Origin of the sequence: Promicromonospora iranensis, from assembly GCF_028994805.1 — a bacterium.
Classification (GTDB): Bacteria; Actinomycetota; Actinomycetes; order Actinomycetales; family Cellulomonadaceae; genus Promicromonospora; species Promicromonospora iranensis.
Genome location: NZ_JAJQQP010000011.1, coordinates 34,240 through 53,287, shown reverse-complemented (window position 1 = coordinate 53,287; position 19,048 = coordinate 34,240). Strand labels below are relative to the sequence as shown.

Below are 19,048 nucleotides of genomic sequence, written 5' to 3'. Positions count from 1 at the left end.
GCACATGCTTGGACGTAGCGAGCGGGAATCCCCCGCGCACGCGGTGCTTGCCGCGAAGATGGCGGGCTGGAACGACCCGGTCGAACTGCTGGACCTCGGCACCACGGCGGACACGCTCGCCACGGTGGCCGGCATCGAGGCCCTGGCGGCGGTGGTGCACCTGGGACACCCGGAGCACCCCGCGCCAGGCCTCGAACGTGCCCTCCTGGAGGGCGCGTCGTCGCTCATCGTGACGGGTGCGGTCGCCGTGCCCAGCCAGTGGGTCTGGGTCGGAGCGGGCGCCGCGGGGGGCCAGGTCGTGATCGACGAGGCCGGGATGCGCGACTGCGCGGGCGTCCTGCGGAGCCTCGGGGCGAGTCCTCGCCTGGTGCCCACGCGAGCCACCGTCGAGGAACGCATCGCCCTGGCGGGCGAGGGCGGGTCGCTCGTGATCGAGCGGCCCCGGGTCCCCGCGGGCTTCACCGAGCTGCCCGACAGCGCCGCGCTCGCCGAGGGCGGACCCGTCTGGTACGGGCTCCTGGAGTCCCGTGCCGACTGGCCGGAGTTCGTCGACCCGGCGCAGGTCTGGCTCGCCTTCGGCCCGGCCGACGACCATCTCGGCTCCCTGCAGCCGACGCTCGCGCTCATCGCGGATGCCGGGCTCGACCTCGACCACCTGCGCAGCCAGCCGTCGTCGGCCGGGCCGCACGTGTTCTTCACGTCGTTCTCCTGCCCGACGTCGGCCGTGCTGACCGTCCTGGTCGCCACGCTCACCGAGCGGGGCGTGGCGCACCGCACGCTGGCTGTGCTGCCCGGCGAGGTGTTCGTGCCGGGGCCCGACGCGCTGACGCCGCGGTGGGCCTGATGGCGGGCACCGAGCGCGGCACCCGGGTCGCCTACCTGGGGCCGGAAGGCACGTTCACGCACCAGGCCGCGCTGGAGTGGGCGCGCCGGCACGCCATGTCCGGAGGCACCGCGGGCGACGTGACCGCCGAACCGCTGGACACGGTCAAGAGCGTGCACGACGTCGTGGCCGACGGCGCCGCCGACGTCGGGGTCGTCGCCATCGAGTCCTCCGTCGAGGGTTACGTGGTGCCGTCGCTGGACACGCTGCTCTCCAGTGCGGACGTCGTCGCCGTGGACGAGGTGGCGCTCGACGTGTCGTTCGACGCGTTCGTGCGCCCCGACCACGGCGAGCTGACCGTGGTGTCCGCGCACCCGCACGGTCTGGCGCAGTGCGCGGGCTTCGTCACGGGCACTGGGCTGGCGACCGCTCCGGCGTCGTCCAACGCGGCCGCGTGCCGCGACGCGGGGCCAGGGACCATCGCGCTCGGCCCCACGATCTGCGGTGAGCTCTACGGGCTCGAGACGTACGCGAAGGCCGTCGAGGACTTTCGTGGCGGCCGCACCCGGTTTCTCGTCCTGACCCGGCGGACCGCTGCCGACGCGCAGCTGGCGCGGTCGCGCGCCACGGGCGCGACGGCCTGGAAGACCATGCTGGCGATCACCCCCGCGGTCACCGGGCCGGGGGTGCTGGCGCGGATCACCGCCGCGTTCGGGGACCGGGGCGTGAACATGTCGAGCCTGATCACCCGGCCGCTCAAGGCCCAGGAGAGCAAGTACGTGTTCGTGGTGACGTTCGACGAGGCGCCGTGGGACCAGGGCGCCCGGGAGGTGATGAGCGACCTGCTCGCCGCCGGTGACTCCCTCAAGACGCTCGGCCTGTTCCCCGCCGGCGCCGGCTTCCGGGCGCTCGACGGGGTCCTCGATCCCGACCACGTCCCGGTCGGCTCGGTCTCCGCCAAGGACACCGGACAGGCGCGGGACCGGGGTCTGCTGTGGTGAGCGGCATCGGTGCGCACGGTGGGCCGGTCGGCGTCGTCGGCCTCGGCCTGATCGGGGGCTCGCTGGCCAAGGCGCTGCAGGCGGCGGGTGTGCCGGTGGTCGCGACGGACCCGGTCTCGACCGAGGAGGCTCGCGCGGCAGGCCTCTCGGTGGTGGACGACGTCGCCGGGCTGGCGCTGCACCGTCCCGAGATCGTGGTGCTCGCCGCGCCGCTGCGCGCCATGCGGACGGTCGCGGGGGAGCTGGCGGAGGCACTGGCCGGCGAGCCGGGCTGGGACCCGACGGTGACCGACGTCGGCTCGGTGAAGACGCCGGTGCGCGAGGCCGTCGCCGACGCCGGTCTGGCCGGCCGTTACGTCGGGGCACACCCGATGTCGGGGACGGAGCGGAGCGGGTTCGCGGCGTCGTCGGCCGAGCTGATGCAGGGCATCCCGTGGGCGGTGACGTGCGCGGCGGCCGAGGCCGGCGTGGCGGGGACCGACCCCGGTCGGCTGGAGCGGGTGCTGCGCCTGGTCACGGGTCCGCTCGGCGGGACGGCTGCCGTGCTCACCGACGAGCTGCACGACGAGGCGGCCGCCCTCGTCTCGCACGTGCCGCACGTCCTGGCCAACCAGCTGCTCGGGGCCGTGTCCGGCGCACCGGTGCGGGACCTGGCGCTGGGGCTCGCGGCGGGCTCGTTCCGGGACGGGACCCGGGTCGGGTTCACCGACCCGCGCCGTACCGAGGCGATGGTCACGGAGAACGCCGCCTGGGTGGCCCCCGTGCTGCGGCTCGCCGCCCGGGACCTCGAGCGGCTCGCGGACGACCTCGACTCCAACGCGCCGACGCACTGGTTCTTCGACCGTCCCGACGCGGTGCGCGAGCTGATCGGCCGCCCGGCCGGCCCGCGCGTGACGGGCCTGCGCCCGGGTGACGGTGCGGAGGGGTCCGACGTCGGCCCGGACGTCGGGGCAGACGTCGAGGTCGTGCCGCTGACCGGCGACTGGCCGGCGGAGCTGGTGGGCCGCTGCGCGGCGGGCGCCGTGGTGATCGGGTTCGAGAACGGCACGGCGCTGCTGCGGTAGTGCTGCCGGGGAGCAGCCCGGGCTCCACCGCCCCGCGGGTGGCCTACAGCGCCTCTGCCAGGGCACGTCCTGTCGTGCGGCCCGTGAAGAGGCAGCCGCCCAGGAAGGTGCCCTCCAGCGCCCGGTGCCCGTGCGAGCCACCGCCGCCGAAGCCGGCGGCCTCGCCCACCGCCCACAGGCCTTCCAGCACGTCCCCCGCGGGCGTCAGGGCGCGTCCGGTCTCGTCGCACCAGATGCCGCCGAGCGTCTTGCGGGTCAGCACCGACAGCCGGACGGCGAGCAGCGGCCCGTCCTGGGGATCGGTGAGCGCGCGCGGGGGCGACACCCGGATCGCCTTGTCCACGATGAAGTGCCGCGCGGCCGACGTCGCCACGACCTGGGGGTCCTTGCCCAGTCCCGTCGCCACCTGCGCGTCGCGGGCGGTGATGAGGGCGGCCAGCGCGTCGGCGTCGATGTGCCCGGCCGACCCTTCGGTAGCCTCGGTGAGCGCGTTCATCTTCGCGGCGAGCTCGGCGGGCGTGCTCGCCCAGAGGAACTCCTCCGACTGCTCGGCGAACGTCCGCACCGGCACCGACCTCCCGCGTACCCGCTCCAGCAGGAGCGGCACGGACTTGCCGGTCAGGTCGGGGTTCTGCTCGGAGCCCGACAGCGCGAACTCCTTCTCCATGATGGTCTTGTTCAGCACGAACCAGGAGTGGTCGTCGCCCCGCGTGGTCACGTGCCGGAGCGCCCCGAGCGCGTCGAAGCCCGGGAACAGCGGGCCGGGCAGGCGGCCGCCGTCGGCGTCGAGCCACAGCGACGACGGGCCGGGCAGGATCCGGATGCCGTGCTGGGACCAGACCGGCGAGTGGTTCGCGATGCCCTCGGGGTAGTGCCACATGCGGTCCTCGTGCACCAGAGCCGCGCCGGACGCCGAGGCGACGCCGAGCATGAGCCCGTCCGTGGAGTCGGGCACGCCGGACAGCATCCGCGCGGGCAGGCGCCCGGCATCCGCCGACCAGTGGGCGCGCGCCAGGTCGTGGTTCGCGCCGATCCCGCCGCTCGCGACCACCACGGCCTGCGCGGACAGCTCCACCTCGCCGGTCACCGTACGGGTGGAGGGCTCGCCGCGGCCGACGCCGTCGTCGGCCAGGACCTCCGCGCGGACCCCCGTGACCCGGCCGTCCGTGGTGACCAGGGACGTGACCCGGTGGCGGAAGCGCAGGTCCAGCAGGCCGGCCCGGTTCGCCTCGCGGGCGGCCACGACGAACGGTGCGACGACGGCGGGCCCCGTGCCCCACGTGACGTGGAAGCGCGGCACGGAGTTGCCGTGGTCGCCGGCCGGATACCCGCCGCGTTCCGCCCACTGCACCAACGGGAACCAGCGCACCCCCTTGGCATGCAGCCACGGCCGCAGGTCGCCGGCGGCGAACTCGACGAATCCCTTGGCCCACCGGTACCCGAACCGGTCCGGCCCCTCACCGCGCTCGGCTCCCGGAGCGAACTGGGCGGAGCCGAGCCAGTCGGCGAAGGCGAGGTCGAACGAGTCCTTCACCTTGAGGCGGCGCTGCTCGGGGGAGTCCACGAGGAACAGGCCACCGAACGACCACCAGGCCTGCCCACCCAGCGACGCCGCGGGCTCCTGGTCCAGCAGGATCACCCGCTTGCCCGACGCCGTCAGCTCGGTCGCGGTGACAAGCCCCGACAGCCCCGCGCCGATGACGATGACGTCGGTGTCGGACGCGGCGGCAACGCCGTTGTTGTGGACGGAGTCAGTCATGAACGCACCTTAACCAGGACATAAGGCCCGTGGGGCAAGCGCCCGGTCATGTCCGGGGTGAATCCACGCCTGGCGAGAGCAGGACCTGGAGGCTGAGCGCGTCCAGCGTCACCGTGGTCCGCGGGCCCGCCTCGTCCTCGGGCACGGACGGGAAGTCCCAGGACGAGTCCCAGACGAGCTGCCACGGTGCGCCGTCCGCGCGGGGGTGCGGAGGCAGCGTCACGTGGGCGTCGTCCAGGCTGCCGTTCACGACCAGGAGCACGTCCGCGTCGCCCGCCGCCGGGCCCGGCCGCAGCATCTGCAGCACGCGCCGGCAGGTCTGGTTCCAGGTGGCCGGCTCCATCGGTACGCCGGCGTCGGAGAACCAGAGCAGGTCCGGGTCGGACTCGTTCGGCCGGGGCGAGCCCAGGAAGAACGAGTCGGCCCGCAGCGCCGGGTGCTCCCGCCGCAGTCGCAGCAGGTACCGGGTGGTCTCCAGCAGGTCGGTCGCCGCGTCGTCGAGCGCCCATGGCAGCCAGGAGACCTCGTTGTCCTGCACGTACGCGTTGTTGTTCCCACCCTGGCTGCGGCCGAACTCGTCGCCCGCGGTGAGCATGGGGGTGCCCGCGGAGAGCAGCAGCGTGCCCAGCAGGTTGCGCTGCGACCGGCGTCGCGGCGGCACGATCGCCTGCCACGGCTCGGTGGTGGCGTCGTCGCCCGACGAGGTGTGCCCCTCGATCCCGTGGTTCCACGACAGGTTGTTGTTCGTCCCGTCCCGGTTGTTCTCTCCGTTGGCCTCGTTGTGCTTGTGGTCGTAGGCCACCAGGTCCGCGAGCGTGAAGCCGTCGTGCGCCGTCACGTAGTTCACGGAGGCGACGGGCCCCCGCACCAGGGGCGGGTCACCCGGCCCGAACAGGTCGGCGCTCCCGGCGAGCCGGGTCGCGAGGTCGCGCAGGCCGAGCATCTCCTGCCCGCGGGCGCCCTGCCGGGGTGCGTCCAGCCAGAAGCCGCGGGCGGCGTCGCGGAACCGGTCGTTCCACTCCGCCATGGGCGGCGGGAAGGACCCGGTCTGCCACCCGCCCGGGCCGACGTCCCACGGCTCGGCCACGAGCTTGAGGCCCGACAGCACGGGGTCCGTCTGCAGGGCCACCAGGAACGGGTGGTCCGGGTCGAAGCCGACGGTCCCGCGGCCCAGCGTCACCGCGAGGTCGAACCGGTAGCCGTCCACACCGACCGTCTCGGCCCAGTACCGCAGCGAGTCCAGGGCCATCTGGATCACGCGCGGGCGGCGGAAGTCCAGCGAGTTGCCCGTTCCGGTGACGTCCGCGAGGGCGGCGGGCGAGGCGCCGTCGTGCAGGTAGTAGACCGGGTTGTCGAGACCGCGCCAGGCCACGTGGAGGCTGTCGTCACCGCCCTCGCAGGTGTGGTTGTAGACCACGTCCAGCAGCACCTCGATGCCTGCCTCGTGCAGCAGGTGCACCATGCCGCGCACCTCGTCGAGGACCGCCTCGGCACCCTGCTCCTGCGCCGCCCGCGTGGCGTACGCGGCGTTGGGGGCGAAGAACCCGAGGGTGCTGTAGCCCCAGTAGTTCGGCAGCCCGTTGGCGGCCAGCCGCGGCTCGGCCACGCTCTTGTGGATCGGCAGCAGCTCGATCGTGGTCACGCCGAGGCTCAGCAGGTGCTCGACGATCGCCGGGTGCGCCGCGCCCGCGTAGGTGCCGCGCAGCTCTGCCGGGATGTCCTCGCGGAGCATCGTCAGACCGCGCACGTGCGCCTCGTAGATCACGGTGTCGGCCCAGGGGACGCGCGGTCGCGACAGGGGAGCGGGCGGCGGCAGCGGCGCGACGACGACGGAGTGCGGCACGTACGCCAGCGAGTCCCGCTCGTCGGGCGCGCCGTAGGGGTCGCCGAGCCACCAGCCCGGCTCCCGCTCCGTGGACACGGACCCCACCACCTCCGGCCCGTAGCGCAGCCGGCCGGCGAACCCGCGGGCGTACGGGTCGACCAGCAGCTTGGCCGGGTTGTGGCGCATCCCCGCCTCGGGGTCCCACGGCCCGTACACCCGGAAGCCGTAGCGCTGCCCGGGGGCGACGTCCGGCACGTGCGTGTGCCAGACGCCGTACACCGGGCCCACCATCTCGACCCGCCGCTCCGTGTACCGGTTCGGGTCGTGCTCGTCCAGGGCCGGATCGGTGACGTCGATGAGACACAGGTCGACGGCGGTGGCGTGCGACGCGAGGACGGCCGCGTCGATCCCGCCGTCGGGTGTGACGTAGACGCCGAGGGGCGGGACGTGGCTGCGCCGGGCCGTCGGTCGGATCAAGGGCCGGACGACCGGGCGGGGTGCCGGGTCGCCCGGCGCGCGCTGTGGTTCTGCTCGTGGAGACTGCACCATGGGGCCAATCGTTGCAGAGACGGCATCGTGGACGAGATCCGTCCCATCCCGCGCGACGTCGTACCGTTACCCCATGCGCATAGTCGTCGCCGCCAAGTACGTCCCGGACATCAACACCGAGCGTGGTTTCCGGGACTGTCGGGTAGTGCGCGACGCCGGCGAGGGCACCCTCAACGAGCTGGACGAGAACGCCGTCGAGGCCGCCCTGCGGCTGGTCGAGGCCGAGCGTGAGTCCGGCCGCATCGGACCGGACGACGGCGAGGTGGTCGTCGTCACCATGGCCGGGCCCGACGGCGACGTCGCACTCCGCAAGGCGTTCCAGCTCGGTGTGGACCGGGGCATCCGTGTGTCCGACGACACGCTGGCCGGCTCCGACTACTTCGGCACCGCCGCCGTGCTCGCCGCCGCCGTGCGGAAGCTCGGCGAGGAGGCTCCGGTGGACCTCGTGGTGACCGGCATGGCCGCCCTCGACGGCCTCGGCTCCGTGGTCCCGACGCTGCTCGGCGCCGAGCTCGGCCTGCCCACGCTCAACCTCGCCAAGAAGGTCGAGCTGGCCCCCGCGGAGGGCTCGGAGCGTGTGCTGACGATCACCCGCGAGATCGACGACGTGACCGAGCGCCTGTCCGGCCCGCTGCCCGCCGTCCTGTCCGTGACGGACACGGCCAACCAGCCGCGCTTCCCGGGGTTCAAGCTCATCATGGCGGCCCGCAGCAAGGAGATCGAGGTGTGGACCCCGGCCGACCTCGGGCTCGACCCCGCCGCGGCAGGCACCGCCGGCGCGCGTACCGAGACGCTGTCCGCCGCCCCGCGCCCCGAGCGCGCCGAGCCCGAGATCGTCACCGACAAGGGCGAGGGCGGCGTGGCGCTGGCCGACTTCCTGATCCGCAACGACTTGGTCTGACGCGGAACCGCAGTGTCAGACCAGACAAGCTCAGTTTGAGAGAGACGATGACCAACCGCACAGTCCTGGTCCTGCTCGACCCCGCGACCGAGGTCCGCACCAGCGTGCTCGAGCTCCTCACCATCGCGCGCGGCCTCGGTCGGGTCGAGGCCGTGGCCCTGGAGGCGCCCACCGTCGAGGTGCTCGCACAGCTCGGCGCGTACGGCGTCGAGACCGTGCACCAGGCCGAGCCCGCCCGCGACGGCACCAGCGTGACCGGTGACGAGCGGCACCTGCCCGCCGTCGTCGCGGCGGGCCTGGCCGCCGCCGTGCGCCTCACCGACGCCGACGTGGTGCTGCTGCCCACGTCGTTCGCCGCGAAGGAGGCGGCGGCGCTCGCCGCCCACGACCTCCGCGCGGGCCTCGTCATCGATGCCGCCGCCCTGCGCGACCAGGGCGGTCGGATCGTGGCCGGCAAGCGCGTCTTCGCCGGCTCGTGGGACACCGAGTGCGTGGTGACCACCGACGTCGCCGTGGTGACCGTCCGGGCCAACTCCGCGGTGGCGCAGCCCGCCGAGGCCGCCGTCGAGCCGGTGACCGAGGGCTTCGCCGTCGAGGTGACGCGGTCCCCGGTAGCGCTGCTGTCGCGCACCGTCAGGACCGACACGAGCGGCCGCCCGCCGCTGGACCAGGCGGCGGTGGTCGTGGCCGGCGGGCGCGGCACCGACGGCGACTTCGGGCCCGTCGAAGACCTGGCGGACGCGCTCGGCGCCGCCGTCGGGGCGTCGCGTGACGCGGCGTTCGAGGGCTGGTGGGACACGTACGTGGGTCAGACCGGCGTCACGGTGGCCCCGCGCGTCTACATCGGCGCGGGCATCTCCGGCGCGCCGCACCACCGCGGTGGCATGCAGGCGTCCCAGGTGATCGTCGCCGTGAACAGCGACCCGGAGGCGCCGATCTTCGAGATCTGCGACTTCGCCGTCGTCGGGCAGCTCGCCGACGTGCTCCCGCAGGCCGCGGCGGAGATCCGCAAGCGCAAGGCCTGATCGGCTCGATCCGAGGTACCCCTTCGAGGCCTAAGTTTCTCCGTTCTGAACCGTTTCAGAGCGGAGAAACCTAGACCTCGAAGAGGCGGCCGCCGAGGGTGCCCGCCCCGGACGGAGCCGCTCCGGCGACGTGGTGGAATGGGCGGATGGAGCAGCTCGAGACCGACCGGGGTGCACTGGCGCCCGCCGAGCGGCGTCGCGTCGCGCGGCACCTCCTGCTCGACGGGTTCGGCCTCGCCGCGCAGGAGAGCCTGGCCGCGTCCCGCGTCGTGGTGGTGGGCGCGGGCGGCCTCGGGTCGCCGGTGCTGCAGTACCTCGCCGCCGCGGGCGTCGGCACGCTCGGCATCATCGACGACGACGTCGTCGAGGCCTCCAACCTCCAGCGGCAGGTGCTGCACGCGGTGGCCGACGTCGGACGCGCCAAGACGGAGTCGGCCGCCGACGTGCTGCGCGGCCTGGCCCCCGACGTCGAGGTGATCGCTCACCGCGAGCGGCTGACCCGCGACAACGCCACGGCGATCCTCAGCGGGTACCACCTGGTGGTGGACGGCTCGGACACGTTCGAGACGCGCTACGCCGTCGCCGAGGCGGCGGCGGCCCTGGGCCTGCCCGTCGTCTGGGGCACGGTGCTGGGCTGGGACGGCCAGGTCAGCGTCTTCTGGTCGGCGGCTCCCGAGGGGCGGGCGATCACCTACCCGGACGTGTTCGGTCCGCAGCCGCCCGAGGGGGAGTCGTGCGCGACGGTGGGCGTGCTGAGCCCCGCGTGCGGCGTCGTGGGCTCGACGATGGCGGTCGAGGCGGTCAAGGTCCTGACCGGTACCGGCGATCCGGCGCTGGGGCGGCTGCTGGCCTACGACGCGCGCACCTCCGCGTGGGACACGATCGAGCTGGCGCCGCCGCCGTCCGCCGCCGCACCGACTCCCGAGGCCGCGCTGACCGCCGAGGCCGTGCAGGCCTCGCAGGTCGTCGAGGGGTCGGCGCTCGCGCCGCCGCCGGAGCCCGCGGCGGCTCCCCGGCAGTCGCCGCCCGGGCCGAGGCCGGGTGCCCCCGAGCCAAACCGGAGCGACCCCGAGGCGCCCGGCGTCCTGCTGCTCGACGTCGGGCTGCGCCCAGGCGCGGTGCCCGGTGCGGTCTTCGCACGGCTGGAGGACCTCGCGGTCGGGAACCTGCCGCCGGAGCTGCTCGACCACCCGGTCGACCGGCCGGTCGTCGTGGTGTGCGAGCGCGGTCTGCGCTCGCGCGGGGCGGAGCAGCTGCTGCGCGCCGAGGGGTGGCGCGACGTCACGAGCCGCGCGATCCTCGGTTGAGGAGCACGACCCACTTTCTGGACACGTCCCGTTCATCTGGACGTACCGGACCTGACGCAGGTCGGACACCGCCTGCTTCTAGGTTGACGACGACCTACCCCCCAGCTCGGACCGGAGAACCTCCGATGACGATCGCCCCCGAACACCGCTCGCTGCTCACGGTGCACACGCACGCGCGCGGCAAGCGCAGCCCTGTGACGTGCCGTCTCAAGTGCAACGACGCGTGCCTCCACCCCGCCCCCAACGAGAGCGCCAACGAGTACTTCAAGGACGTCGTGAGCTCGGTGCTGTCGCGCCGCGCGATGCTCGGCACCCTGGCGGTCGCCGCCGGCGCCGTGGTGATCGGGGCGCAGGGTGTCGACAACGCGCCGTCCGCCACCGCCGCGACCCTGCCCGAGGGGCGCTTCCCCGGCCACGGCGGTGGACGCGGCCTGGCCTTCGGTGCGATCGACCCGCAGCCCGTCGACGTCGACGCGCTCGTGGTGCCCGAGGGTTACACCTGGGACCCGATCATCCGCTGGGGCGACCCGATCCTCCCGGGCGCACGTACCTTCGACCCGAACAACCAGTCGCCGGAGCAGGCCGCCAAGCAGTTCGGCTACAACTGCGACTACCTCGACATCCTGCCGTTCGACGTCGGCGACAAGCGGCGCGGCACCCGCGGCCTCCTGGTCTCGAACCTCGAGTACACCAACCCGGCGATCATGTTCCCGCCCACGGCGAAGTACTGGGAGACCGACGCCGCCGGGAACGTCACGGGCACGAAGAACGCCTACGCCCGGGCGATCGAGCGCGCGGCGCACGGCATGGCCGTCGTCGAGGTCCGCCGCAAGGCGCCGGGCAAGCCCTGGTCGTACCAGCGGATCAGCCCGTTCAACCGCCGTCTCCACATGGACACGGAGTTCGTCATCGACGGCCCCGCGGCCGGCACCGACCTGCTCAAGACGTCCGCGGACCCGACCGGCACCCGCGTGCTCGGCACCATGAACAACTGCGCCGGCGGCACCACCCCGTGGGGCACCGTCCTGTCGGGCGAGGAGAACTTCAACGGCTACTTCGCGGCCGCCGGCGCCAACCCCGCCGCCGACGCTCGGTACGGCATCCCCGCATCGAGCGGCTACGGCTGGGAGGCCGACGACCCGCGCTTCGGCGGCGGCGCCGGGTACGAGAACGAGTCCAACCGCTTCGGCTGGATCGTCGAGCTCGACCCGCACGACCCGTCCGCGCCGCCCGTGAAGCACACCGCCCTGGGCCGGTTCAAGCACGAGGGCGCCAACGTCACCCTGTCCCGCAAGGGCCACGCCGTCGCCTACATGGGCGACGACCAGGCGTTCGACTACGTCTACAAGTTCGTCTCCAAGGACCGCGTGGCCAAGGGCAGCTCGCGCTGGGCCCGCGCCCACAACAAGACGCTGCTCTCGGAGGGCGACCTCTACGTCGCCAAGTTCACCGGCGACTCGCCGGCCGCCGAGATCGACGGTTCCGGCGCGCTCCCCTCCGACGGCGCCTTCGACGGCTCCGGCGAGTGGCTCCCGCTGGTCGTGAACGGCCGCAGCAAGGTGGCGGGCATGTCCGTCGAGGAGGTGCTGGTCTACACCCGCATGGCCGCGGACAAGGTCGGCGCCACCAAGATGGACCGTCCCGAGGACGTCGAGATCAGCCCGGTCACGGGCCGCATCTACGTGGCGTGCACCAACAACTCGGGCCGCACGCCGGGCAACGCCAGGGAAGCCGCCACGGAGATCAACCCCCGCGACCACAAGGTCCAGAACGGCGCCACCATCAACGGCAACCGCGACGGACACGTCGTCGAGATCATCCCTTCGGGTGACCAGACCTCCACCCGCTTCACGTGGAACCTGCTGCTCGTCGCCGGCGACCCCGCGGTCGAGGGCACGTACTTCGCGGGCTACCCGAAGGACCGGGTCTCGCCGATCTCCTGCCCGGACAACCTCGCGTTCGACGCCGAGGGCAACCTCTGGATCTCGACCGACGGCCAGCCGAGCTCCAGCGGCATCGCCAAGTGCGACGGCCTGTTCAAGGTGCCGGTCGTGGGCCGGGAGCGCGGGCACGTGCAGCAGTTCCTCTCGGTGCCGGCCGGCGCCGAGACCTGCGGCCCGATCATCGACTCCCGCGACGGCATGGTCTACGTCAACGTGCAGCACCCGGGTGAGGACGGCACGTTCGCCGCGCCGCAGTCCTTCTTCCCCGACTACATCGCCGAGGGTACGCCGGTGGAGGCCGGCGACTTCCGGGGCCCGCGCCCCACGGTGGTGCAGGTCTACCGCAAGCGCTGACCCCCACGAGGTAGTCAGCCCGCGAGGTAGTCGGCTGGCGAGGTAGTCACAGGGCGAGGTAGTCACCCAGGTGGGGTGACTACCTCGCCTCATGACTACCTCGCCGGCTGACTACTTCGCCAGAGGACTACCTCGCGGAGCCGGGCATGTCACACCTCCGGGATGCGATAGGGCCTTCCCGGCGTTCGTAGACTTGATGACCGTGACGAACCCGCCTCCCGATCCCGCACGCACGCCCCTGACGGCGAGCGGCGCGCACGGCCAACCGCCGCGCGAGCCGGACGGCGCGTACCTCGACCATGCCGCGACCACGCCCATGTCGGCCGCGGCGCTCGCCGCGTTCGTGGCCGAGGCGCAGCGCACGGGCAACGCGTCGTCGCTGCACTCCGCGGGCCGCACGGCACGGCGCGCCGTCGAGGAGGCCCGCGAGACGCTCGCGAAGTTCCTGGGCGCGCGGCCGAGCGAGGTCATCTTCACGGCGGGCGGCACCGAGTCGGACAACCTGGCGATCAAGGGCATCTTCTGGGGACGCCGTGCGCAGGACACCCGCCGCTGCCGGGTCCTCGTCTCCGCCGTGGAGCACCACGCGGTGCTCGATCCCGCCTTCTGGCTGGCCGGCCACGCGGGTGCCGAGATAGTGCTCCTGCCCGTCGACGGCGAGGGCCGGCTCGACCTCGACGCCCTGCGCGCCGAGCTCGCCGCGCACGGTGACGAGACCGCTCTGATCAGCGTCATGTGGGCCAACAACGAGGTGGGCACGCTGCAACCGATCCGCGACGTGGTGCGCGCAGCGCGCCCGTACGGCGTCCCCGTGCACACCGACGCCGTGCAGGCCGTGGGCCAGGTCGAGGTCGACTTCACCGAGTCCGGCGTCGACGCCATGACCGTCAGCGGCCACAAGCTGGGCGGCCCCGTGGGTGTCGGTGCCCTGCTCGCGCGGCGCGACCTCGCGCTCGACGCGGTGCTGCACGGCGGTGGCCAGGAGCGTGGCGTGCGCTCCGGGACGCTCGACACCGCCTCGATCGCCGCTTTCGGCGTCGCCGCACGCCATGCGGTCGAGTGCCTGCCGCAGCGCGCCGCCCGGCTGTCCGCCCTGCGCGACGACCTCGTCGCCCGCGTACGCGTCGCCGCCCCCTCCGCGGTGCTGCGCGGCCCCGAGCCGGGATCGGCCGACCGGCTGCCCGGCAACGCGCACTTCACCTTCCCCGGCGCCGAGGGCGACTCCCTGCTGTACCTGCTCGACTCCGCAGGGGTGCAGGCCTCCACCGGCTCGGCCTGCCAGGCGGGTGTGCCCCAGCCCTCGCACGTGCTGCTCGCCATGGGCGTTCCCGAGGCCGAGGCCCGTGGTGCCCTGCGCTTCACGCTCGGGGCCACCTCCACGGGGTCCGACGTCGACCGGCTCGTCGCCGCACTGCCCCAGGTCGTGGCCAGGGCGCAGGCCGCCGGCCTGGTGTCCGGCCGTTCGATCGGGGGTGTGTGATGCGGGTGCTCGCAGCCATGTCGGGCGGCGTGGACTCCGCGGTCGCCGCGGCGCTCGCGGTCGAGGCGGGGCACGACGTCGTGGGTGTGCACATGGCGCTCTCCCGGAACCGGGACCAGTTCCGCACGGGGTCGCGCGGCTGCTGCTCCATCGAGGACGCCGGTGACGCCCGCCGCGCGGCCGACGTGCTCGGCATCCCGTACTACGTGTGGGACCTGTCCGAGCGGTTCGAGGAGACGGTCGTGGCCGACTTCCTCTCGGAGTACGAGGCCGGCCGCACGCCCAACCCGTGCGTGCGCTGCAACGAGCACATCAAGTTCGAGGCCCTGCTGGACAAGGCGACGGCCCTCGGCTTCGACGCCGTCGCGACGGGCCACTACGCGCAGATCGTGACCCGTGAGGTCGCGCTGCCCGACGGCGTGCGGCGCACCGTGCGCGAGCTGCACCGCTCGCCCAACGCCGCCAAGGACCAGTCGTACGTGCTGGCCGTCGCCGGTCCGGAGCGGCTCGCGCGTGCGATGTTCCCGCTGGGCGGGTTCGCGTCGAAGGACGAGGTGCGGGCCGAGGCGGCACGGCGCGGGCTGTCGGTCTCCGCCAAGCCCGACTCCTACGACATCTGCTTCGTGGCCGACGGTGACACCCGCGGGTTCCTGCAGTCCCGCCTGGGTTCCCGGCCGGGTGCCGTGGTCGACACCGACGGCGACGTGGTGGGCGAGCACGACGGCGCCTACTCGTTCACGGTGGGGCAGCGCAAGGGGCTCGGGCTCGGGCGGCCGGCCGCCGACGGCAAGGCGCGGTACGTGGTCGACGTGCAGCCCGCTACGAACACCGTGGTGGTGGGTCCCGCCGAGCTGCTGAGCGTCGACCGGATCGCGGGGGAGAAGGCCCTGTGGTTCGACGGGGTGCTGGAGCCGGCTCCGCTGGTCGAGCCCACCCCGTCGGTCGACCCTGTCGAGACCACCGACGTCGTCCCGGACGCGGACGGGTGGTTCGACGCCGAGGTGCAGGTGCGCGCGCACGGTGCCCCCGTCCCGGCGCGGGTGCGGTCGATCGACCACTCCGGCGCCGCGTATGGTGACGGCGTACCGGAAGGTGAGCGGTCGGCGTCGTCCGCGGCCGGGGTGGAGCCGTCCGCACCCGCGATGGAGATCGAGCTGACCGGGGCGCCCCTGCGGGGTGTCGCGCCGGGACAGTCGGTCGTGGTGTACCGCGGTACGCGGGTGCTGGGCCAGGCGACGGTCTCCCGAGCCTGGCGGGCACCTGCGCCGGCTGCCCCCGCCGCGGACCGGGCTCGCTGACTTCGGTCCGTAGGGACGATCGGTCGATCGACCGACCGACCGGTCTCAAGCCGCGGGACCGGTCCCGTGCGCGGTGTTGCGTGGGTCGCTGTAGAGGACCGACATCTGAACAAGGAGAGCTGATGACCGCTGTGACCGGACACGGGCCGTGGCCCGGAGGCGAGCGCGACGTGCTCGAGGCGCAGCAGACGGCGCTGGACGAGCTCGCGGAGCTGCCCACGGGCGTCGACGCGATCCCCTTCGTGACGCAGCTGGAGCAGCGCGGTCCGGGGGCGGACACCCTCGGGCGGACGGCGGTGCGGCTCGCCGAGATGCCCGTCGAGCTGGGACCGCACGGCTGGAAGCTCACCGAGCGGCCGGGCGTCGACGCGCGGCGGGCCGAGACGTTCTGGCGCGAGGACCTCGAGGCCCTCGCGATCGCGGCCCACGGCCACACGGGACGGCTCACCGTGGAGATGCTGGGGCCCTGGACGCTGGCGGCCCAGCTGTGGTCCGCTCGCGGGGACCGCGTCCTGGCCGACACCGGCGCCCGGGCGGATCTCGGCCTCGCGCTCGCCGGGAGCCTGCGGACGCTCGTGTCCGACATCGTGGCCCAGGTGCCCGGCGCCGAGGTCACCGTCCAGCTCGCGGAACCGCTGCTCGGTCAGGTGCACGCGGGCGTGCTGCCGACGTTCTCCGGGTTCTCGCGGCTGCGGGCGGTGGCCGGGCCCGAGATCGTGGAAGGGCTGGAGCCCGTGCTCGCGGCGGTGCGCGACGCCGGCGCCCGCTCCGTCGTCCACCTCGGCAGCACCTGGGTCGGGGTGCCGCCCGTGGTGCTCGCCGGTGCCGACGCGCTGGGCCTCGACCTGGCCGATGTCGGGCCGGGTGGCTGGAACGAGCACGCCTGGGAGCTGGTGGCACGCGCCATGGAGCGGGGCACCGGGCTCTGGGCGGGGCTGCCGCCCGCACAGGTCTCGCAGTGCGCGGGACCGGCGCTCGGCGAGCTGGCCGACCTCGTCGCGGTCCCCTGGCGGCGGATCGGTCTGCCCGCCGCGCAGCTCACCGAGGTGACGCTCCTGGCCGCGCACCGGAGGTCGCTCGGCTCGACCGACGCCCACCGCGCGGAGCTGGCCAACCTCGGCCGCGTGGCAGAAACCCTGTCGGAACGCGCGGAGGCCTGACCGCACCCCTGAGGCCGCCGGGGCCACCCTCTTCGAGGTCTAAGTTTCTCCCTTCTGAATCGCTTCAGAGCGGAGAAACCTAGGCCTCGAAGAGGGGCGGCGCAACCGCGTACGAGCGCGGTCCAGGCGTCAGGCGCTCAGCCGGTTCCAGAGGAACGTCCAGTGCGTCGCGGCCATGTGCGCGGCCTGCGCGTTGTTGGCCGCCCCGCCGTGGCCGCCCTCGATGTTCTCGTAGTACGTCACGTCCTTGCCCGCGGCCAGCATGAGCGCGGCCATCTTGCGGGCGTGGCCGGGGTGCACCCGGTCGTCCTTGGTCGACGTCGTGAACAGCACCGGCGGGTACTCCCGGCCGGCGTCGAACAGGTGGTACGGCGAGAACCTCTGGAGGAACTCCCACTCGTCGGTGTCCGGGTCGCCGTACTCGGCCATCCAGGACGCGCCCGCGAGCAGGTGCGAGTACCGCTTCATGTCGAGCAGCGGGACGCCGACGATGATCGCCCCGAACAGGTCCGGGTACTGCGTCAGCATGTTGCCGGCGAGCAGCCCGCCGTTCGAGCGGCCCTCCATCCCGAGCTGTGCGGGGACGGTGATGCCCCGCGCGACGAGGTCGCGTGCCACCGCGGCGAAGTCCTCGTACGCGCGGTGCCGGTTCTCCTTGAGCGCTGCCTGGTGCCAGGCCGGCCCGTACTCACCGCCGCCCCGGATGTTGGCCACGGCGTACACGCCACCCCGCGCCAGCCACGACCGGCCGACGGTGCCCGAGTACCCGGGCAGGATCGCGTGCTCGAACCCGCCGTAGCCCCACAGCAGGGTGGGCGCCGGCCCGGCCTCACCGGAGACGCGGTCCGCGCGGCCGACGACGAAGTACGGCACGCGCGTGCCGTCGTCCGACTCGGTGAACTGCTGGCGGACCTCCAGCCCAGCCGCCTCGAAGTACGAGGGCGCGGACTTGAGCACCTCGGGCGTTGCCTGCTCCCGCGTCCCGACCGTGGTGCGCGCCAGGGTCGACGGCGTCAGGTAGCCGGTGGTGACCACCCAGACGTCGTCCGAGTCGACGACGTCCACCGCGCCGACGCCGACCGTCAGCAGCTCGCCGCCCACGGACAGGTCGGAGCGGGTCCACTCCTGCTCACCGGTCGAGCCCGCACCGTCGGCGGGCGGTGTGAGCACGTGGAGCAGGTTCTTCACGTCGTCGAGCACGTTGAGCACCAGGTGGTGCCGCGTCCAGGTGATCCCGGCGAGCGACGTCGTCGGCGTCGGCTCGAAGAGGACCGTCAGGTCGCGCGACCCCGCCATGAAGTCGTCGAACGGGGCGACGAGCAGCGACCCGGCACGGTAGGTCGTGTCGCCGAGCGCCCAGTCGTCACGCAGCCGGACCATCATCCACTCGCGGTGCAGGCCGACGTTCGCCGAGTCCGGCACGTCGATCTTGGTGAGCGTCTGGTCGGGCGTGCCCACGTTCGTCGCCAGGTAGGTCTCGTTGGCGTAGAACCGCAGGGCGCGGTGCACCAGGTCCCGCTCGAAGCCCGGGGTGTGCGAGCGCGAAGCGCTGATGTACATGTCCTGGTCGGTGCCCTCGTAGACGAGGGTCGCCTCGGCCAGGGGAGTGCCGCGGCGCCACCGCTTCACTTGCCGGGGGTAGCCGGACGGCGTCATGGTGCCCTCGCCGAAGTCCGTGAACACGTAGACCGTGTCCGCGTCGACCCAGGACAGCCCGCCCTTGGCCTGGGCGCGGACGAAACCGCCGTCGCTCTCGGGCACGAACTGCTTCGTGACCAGGTCGAACTCGCGCGTCACGTCGGAGTCCGAGCCGCCGGGGGACAGGTCGACCAGCGCGTGCCGGCGCGGCTCGCCCGCCGCGAGCTGCTCGGGCGTCGGGCGCAGGACGCTCGCGCCGTGCCAGACCCAGCTCTCGCCCTCCTGCTCGGCCAGGGCGTCGAGGTCGAGGACGATCTCCCACTCGGGGTCGTCGGTCCGGTAGGAGTCCAGGGTCGTCCGGCGCCACAGCCCGCGCTCGTGCTCGGCGTCCTGCCAGAAGTTGTAGTAGTGCTCGCCCACCTTGGAGACGTGCGGCATCTTGTCGTCCGAGTCGAGGACCTCGCGTACCGCCCGCTCCGTCTCGGTGAAGGCGGGACCGCCGAGGGCCTCCGCACTGTGCGCGTTGCGCTCGCGGACCCAGGTCAGGGCGGTCTCGCCGTCGACGTCCTCGAGCCACGCGAACGGGTCGGGGCCGGAGGGGTCGAGGGGGGTGTCCGGGAGAGCGGTTCGGGGGGCGGTCTGGGTGTGCTCGACGCTCATGAAGAGCACCCTACGCGGCCCGTCCGGGCCGCCGTCGTCCCGGGCCGTGTCCCACGCTCCCGCATCGCGCGCGTCCGCTTTTAGCCGTAATGTGGTGTTATTGCGCCACGAGGCAGCCTCATTCCTCAATGGCACATATTTTCGCTGGTCGCACCACGGTCGTGCCCTTCCACGCCCGGGACGCGCTGTGGTAGAAACTGCACTCCAGGGGGTTGTTCGCCCTCTCCAGCCGAGTTCGTGGAGCAGGTCGCGGTATTCCGC

At 73.4% G+C, this 19,048-nt stretch carries 13 protein-coding genes; 10 read left to right on the top strand and 3 right to left on the bottom strand.

Annotated elements, in window-relative coordinates:
* The first annotated feature begins 4 nt into the window (after positions 1-4).
* The 3 genes from LUM46_RS18790 to LUM46_RS18780 are packed head-to-tail and all read left to right on the top strand — an operon-like array spanning position 5 to position 2,888.
* The gene (locus tag LUM46_RS18790; RefSeq protein ID WP_274995941.1) at positions 5-844 is read left to right on the top strand and encodes a hypothetical protein; all 840 of its coding nucleotides are present in this window, start codon (positions 5-7) and stop codon (positions 842-844) included.
* A complete protein-coding gene (locus LUM46_RS18785) occupies positions 844-1,824 on the top strand; it encodes a prephenate dehydratase (protein WP_274995939.1) in 981 nt (326 codons plus the stop codon). Before LUM46_RS18790 ends, LUM46_RS18785 begins: the two co-directional genes overlap by 1 nt.
* Positions 1,821-2,888, top strand: coding sequence for a prephenate dehydrogenase (locus LUM46_RS18780; protein WP_274995937.1), 1,068 nt, complete (start codon positions 1,821-1,823; stop codon positions 2,886-2,888). The genes LUM46_RS18785 and LUM46_RS18780 overlap by 4 nt, the downstream gene beginning before the upstream one ends.
* Positions 2,889-2,931: 43 nt before the next feature.
* On the opposite strand, the gene LUM46_RS18775 is transcribed toward LUM46_RS18780, so the two are convergent.
* Both LUM46_RS18775 and glgX read right to left on the bottom strand, forming a co-directional pair.
* Positions 2,932-4,647 (bottom strand): FAD-binding dehydrogenase, encoded by a 1,716-nt coding sequence (locus LUM46_RS18775; protein WP_274995935.1) that lies wholly within the window; start codon positions 4,645-4,647, stop codon positions 2,932-2,934.
* A gap of 46 nt (positions 4,648-4,693) precedes the next feature.
* Positions 4,694-7,021: a glycogen debranching protein GlgX gene (glgX, locus tag LUM46_RS18770; RefSeq protein ID WP_274995933.1), complete on the bottom strand. Its 2,328-nt coding sequence runs from the start codon at positions 7,019-7,021 to the stop codon at positions 4,694-4,696.
* 73 nt (positions 7,022-7,094) lie between these two features.
* On the opposite strand from glgX, the gene LUM46_RS18765 reads away from it, so the two are divergent.
* The 7 genes from LUM46_RS18765 to LUM46_RS18735 all read left to right on the top strand — a co-directional run bounded on the left by LUM46_RS18765 (position 7,095) and on the right by LUM46_RS18735 (position 16,489).
* A complete protein-coding gene (locus LUM46_RS18765) occupies positions 7,095-7,922 on the top strand; it encodes an electron transfer flavoprotein subunit beta/FixA family protein (RefSeq protein ID WP_274995931.1) in 828 nt (275 codons plus the stop codon).
* Positions 7,923-7,969: 47 nt separating this feature from the next.
* Positions 7,970-8,947 carry an electron transfer flavoprotein subunit alpha/FixB family protein gene (locus LUM46_RS18760; RefSeq protein ID WP_274995928.1) on the top strand — a complete coding sequence of 326 codons (978 nt, stop codon included), beginning with the start codon at positions 7,970-7,972 and terminating at the stop codon, positions 8,945-8,947.
* A 146-nt stretch (positions 8,948-9,093) separates the two neighbouring features.
* The gene (locus tag LUM46_RS18755) at positions 9,094-10,254 is read left to right on the top strand and encodes a ThiF family adenylyltransferase (protein WP_274995926.1); all 1,161 of its coding nucleotides are present in this window, start codon (positions 9,094-9,096) and stop codon (positions 10,252-10,254) included.
* Between the two features lie 125 nt (positions 10,255-10,379).
* The gene (locus tag LUM46_RS18750; RefSeq protein WP_274995925.1) at positions 10,380-12,551 is read left to right on the top strand and encodes a PhoX family protein; all 2,172 of its coding nucleotides are present in this window, start codon (positions 10,380-10,382) and stop codon (positions 12,549-12,551) included.
* Between the two features lie 316 nt (positions 12,552-12,867).
* Positions 12,868-14,031 carry a cysteine desulfurase family protein gene (locus LUM46_RS18745; protein WP_374727021.1) on the top strand — a complete coding sequence of 388 codons (1,164 nt, stop codon included), beginning with the start codon at positions 12,868-12,870 and terminating at the stop codon, positions 14,029-14,031.
* A complete protein-coding gene (gene mnmA / locus LUM46_RS18740; protein WP_274995922.1) occupies positions 14,031-15,329 on the top strand; it encodes a tRNA 2-thiouridine(34) synthase MnmA in 1,299 nt (432 codons plus the stop codon). Before LUM46_RS18745 ends, mnmA begins: the two co-directional genes overlap by 1 nt.
* Before the next feature lie 122 nt (positions 15,330-15,451).
* Positions 15,452-16,489, top strand: coding sequence for a uroporphyrinogen decarboxylase/cobalamine-independent methonine synthase family protein (locus LUM46_RS18735; protein WP_274995920.1), 1,038 nt, complete (start codon positions 15,452-15,454; stop codon positions 16,487-16,489).
* Positions 16,490-16,618: 129 nt separating this feature from the next.
* Here LUM46_RS18735 and LUM46_RS18730 read toward each other — a convergent pair whose 3' ends face one another.
* Positions 16,619-18,787, bottom strand: a complete 2,169-nt coding sequence (locus tag LUM46_RS18730) for a prolyl oligopeptidase family serine peptidase (protein ID WP_274995917.1) — start codon at positions 18,785-18,787, stop codon at positions 16,619-16,621.
* Positions 18,788-19,048 lie beyond the last annotated feature (261 nt).

Bases quoted from the DNA above. Each gene is read 5' to 3' on its own strand.
- LUM46_RS18790 (WP_274995941.1), top strand. From the start codon at position 5: ATGCTTGGACGTAGCGAGCGGGAATCCCCCGCGCACGCGGTGCTTGCC.
- LUM46_RS18785 (WP_274995939.1), top strand. From the start codon at position 844: ATGGCGGGCACCGAGCGCGGCACCCGGGTCGCCTACCTGGGGCCGGAA.
- LUM46_RS18775 (WP_274995935.1), bottom strand. From the start codon at position 4,647: ATGACTGACTCCGTCCACAACAACGGCGTTGCCGCCGCGTCCGACACC.
- glgX (WP_274995933.1), bottom strand. From the start codon at position 7,021: ATGGTGCAGTCTCCACGAGCAGAACCACAGCGCGCGCCGGGCGACCCG.
- LUM46_RS18765 (WP_274995931.1), top strand. From the start codon at position 7,095: ATGCGCATAGTCGTCGCCGCCAAGTACGTCCCGGACATCAACACCGAG.
- LUM46_RS18760 (WP_274995928.1), top strand. From the start codon at position 7,970: ATGACCAACCGCACAGTCCTGGTCCTGCTCGACCCCGCGACCGAGGTC.
- LUM46_RS18755 (WP_274995926.1), top strand. From the start codon at position 9,094: ATGGAGCAGCTCGAGACCGACCGGGGTGCACTGGCGCCCGCCGAGCGG.
- LUM46_RS18750 (WP_274995925.1), top strand. From the start codon at position 10,380: ATGACGATCGCCCCCGAACACCGCTCGCTGCTCACGGTGCACACGCAC.
- LUM46_RS18745 (WP_374727021.1), top strand. From the start codon at position 12,868: ATGTCGGCCGCGGCGCTCGCCGCGTTCGTGGCCGAGGCGCAGCGCACG.
- mnmA (WP_274995922.1), top strand. From the start codon at position 14,031: ATGCGGGTGCTCGCAGCCATGTCGGGCGGCGTGGACTCCGCGGTCGCC.
- LUM46_RS18735 (WP_274995920.1), top strand. From the start codon at position 15,452: ATGACCGCTGTGACCGGACACGGGCCGTGGCCCGGAGGCGAGCGCGAC.
- LUM46_RS18730 (WP_274995917.1), bottom strand. From the start codon at position 18,787: ATGAGCGTCGAGCACACCCAGACCGCCCCCCGAACCGCTCTCCCGGAC.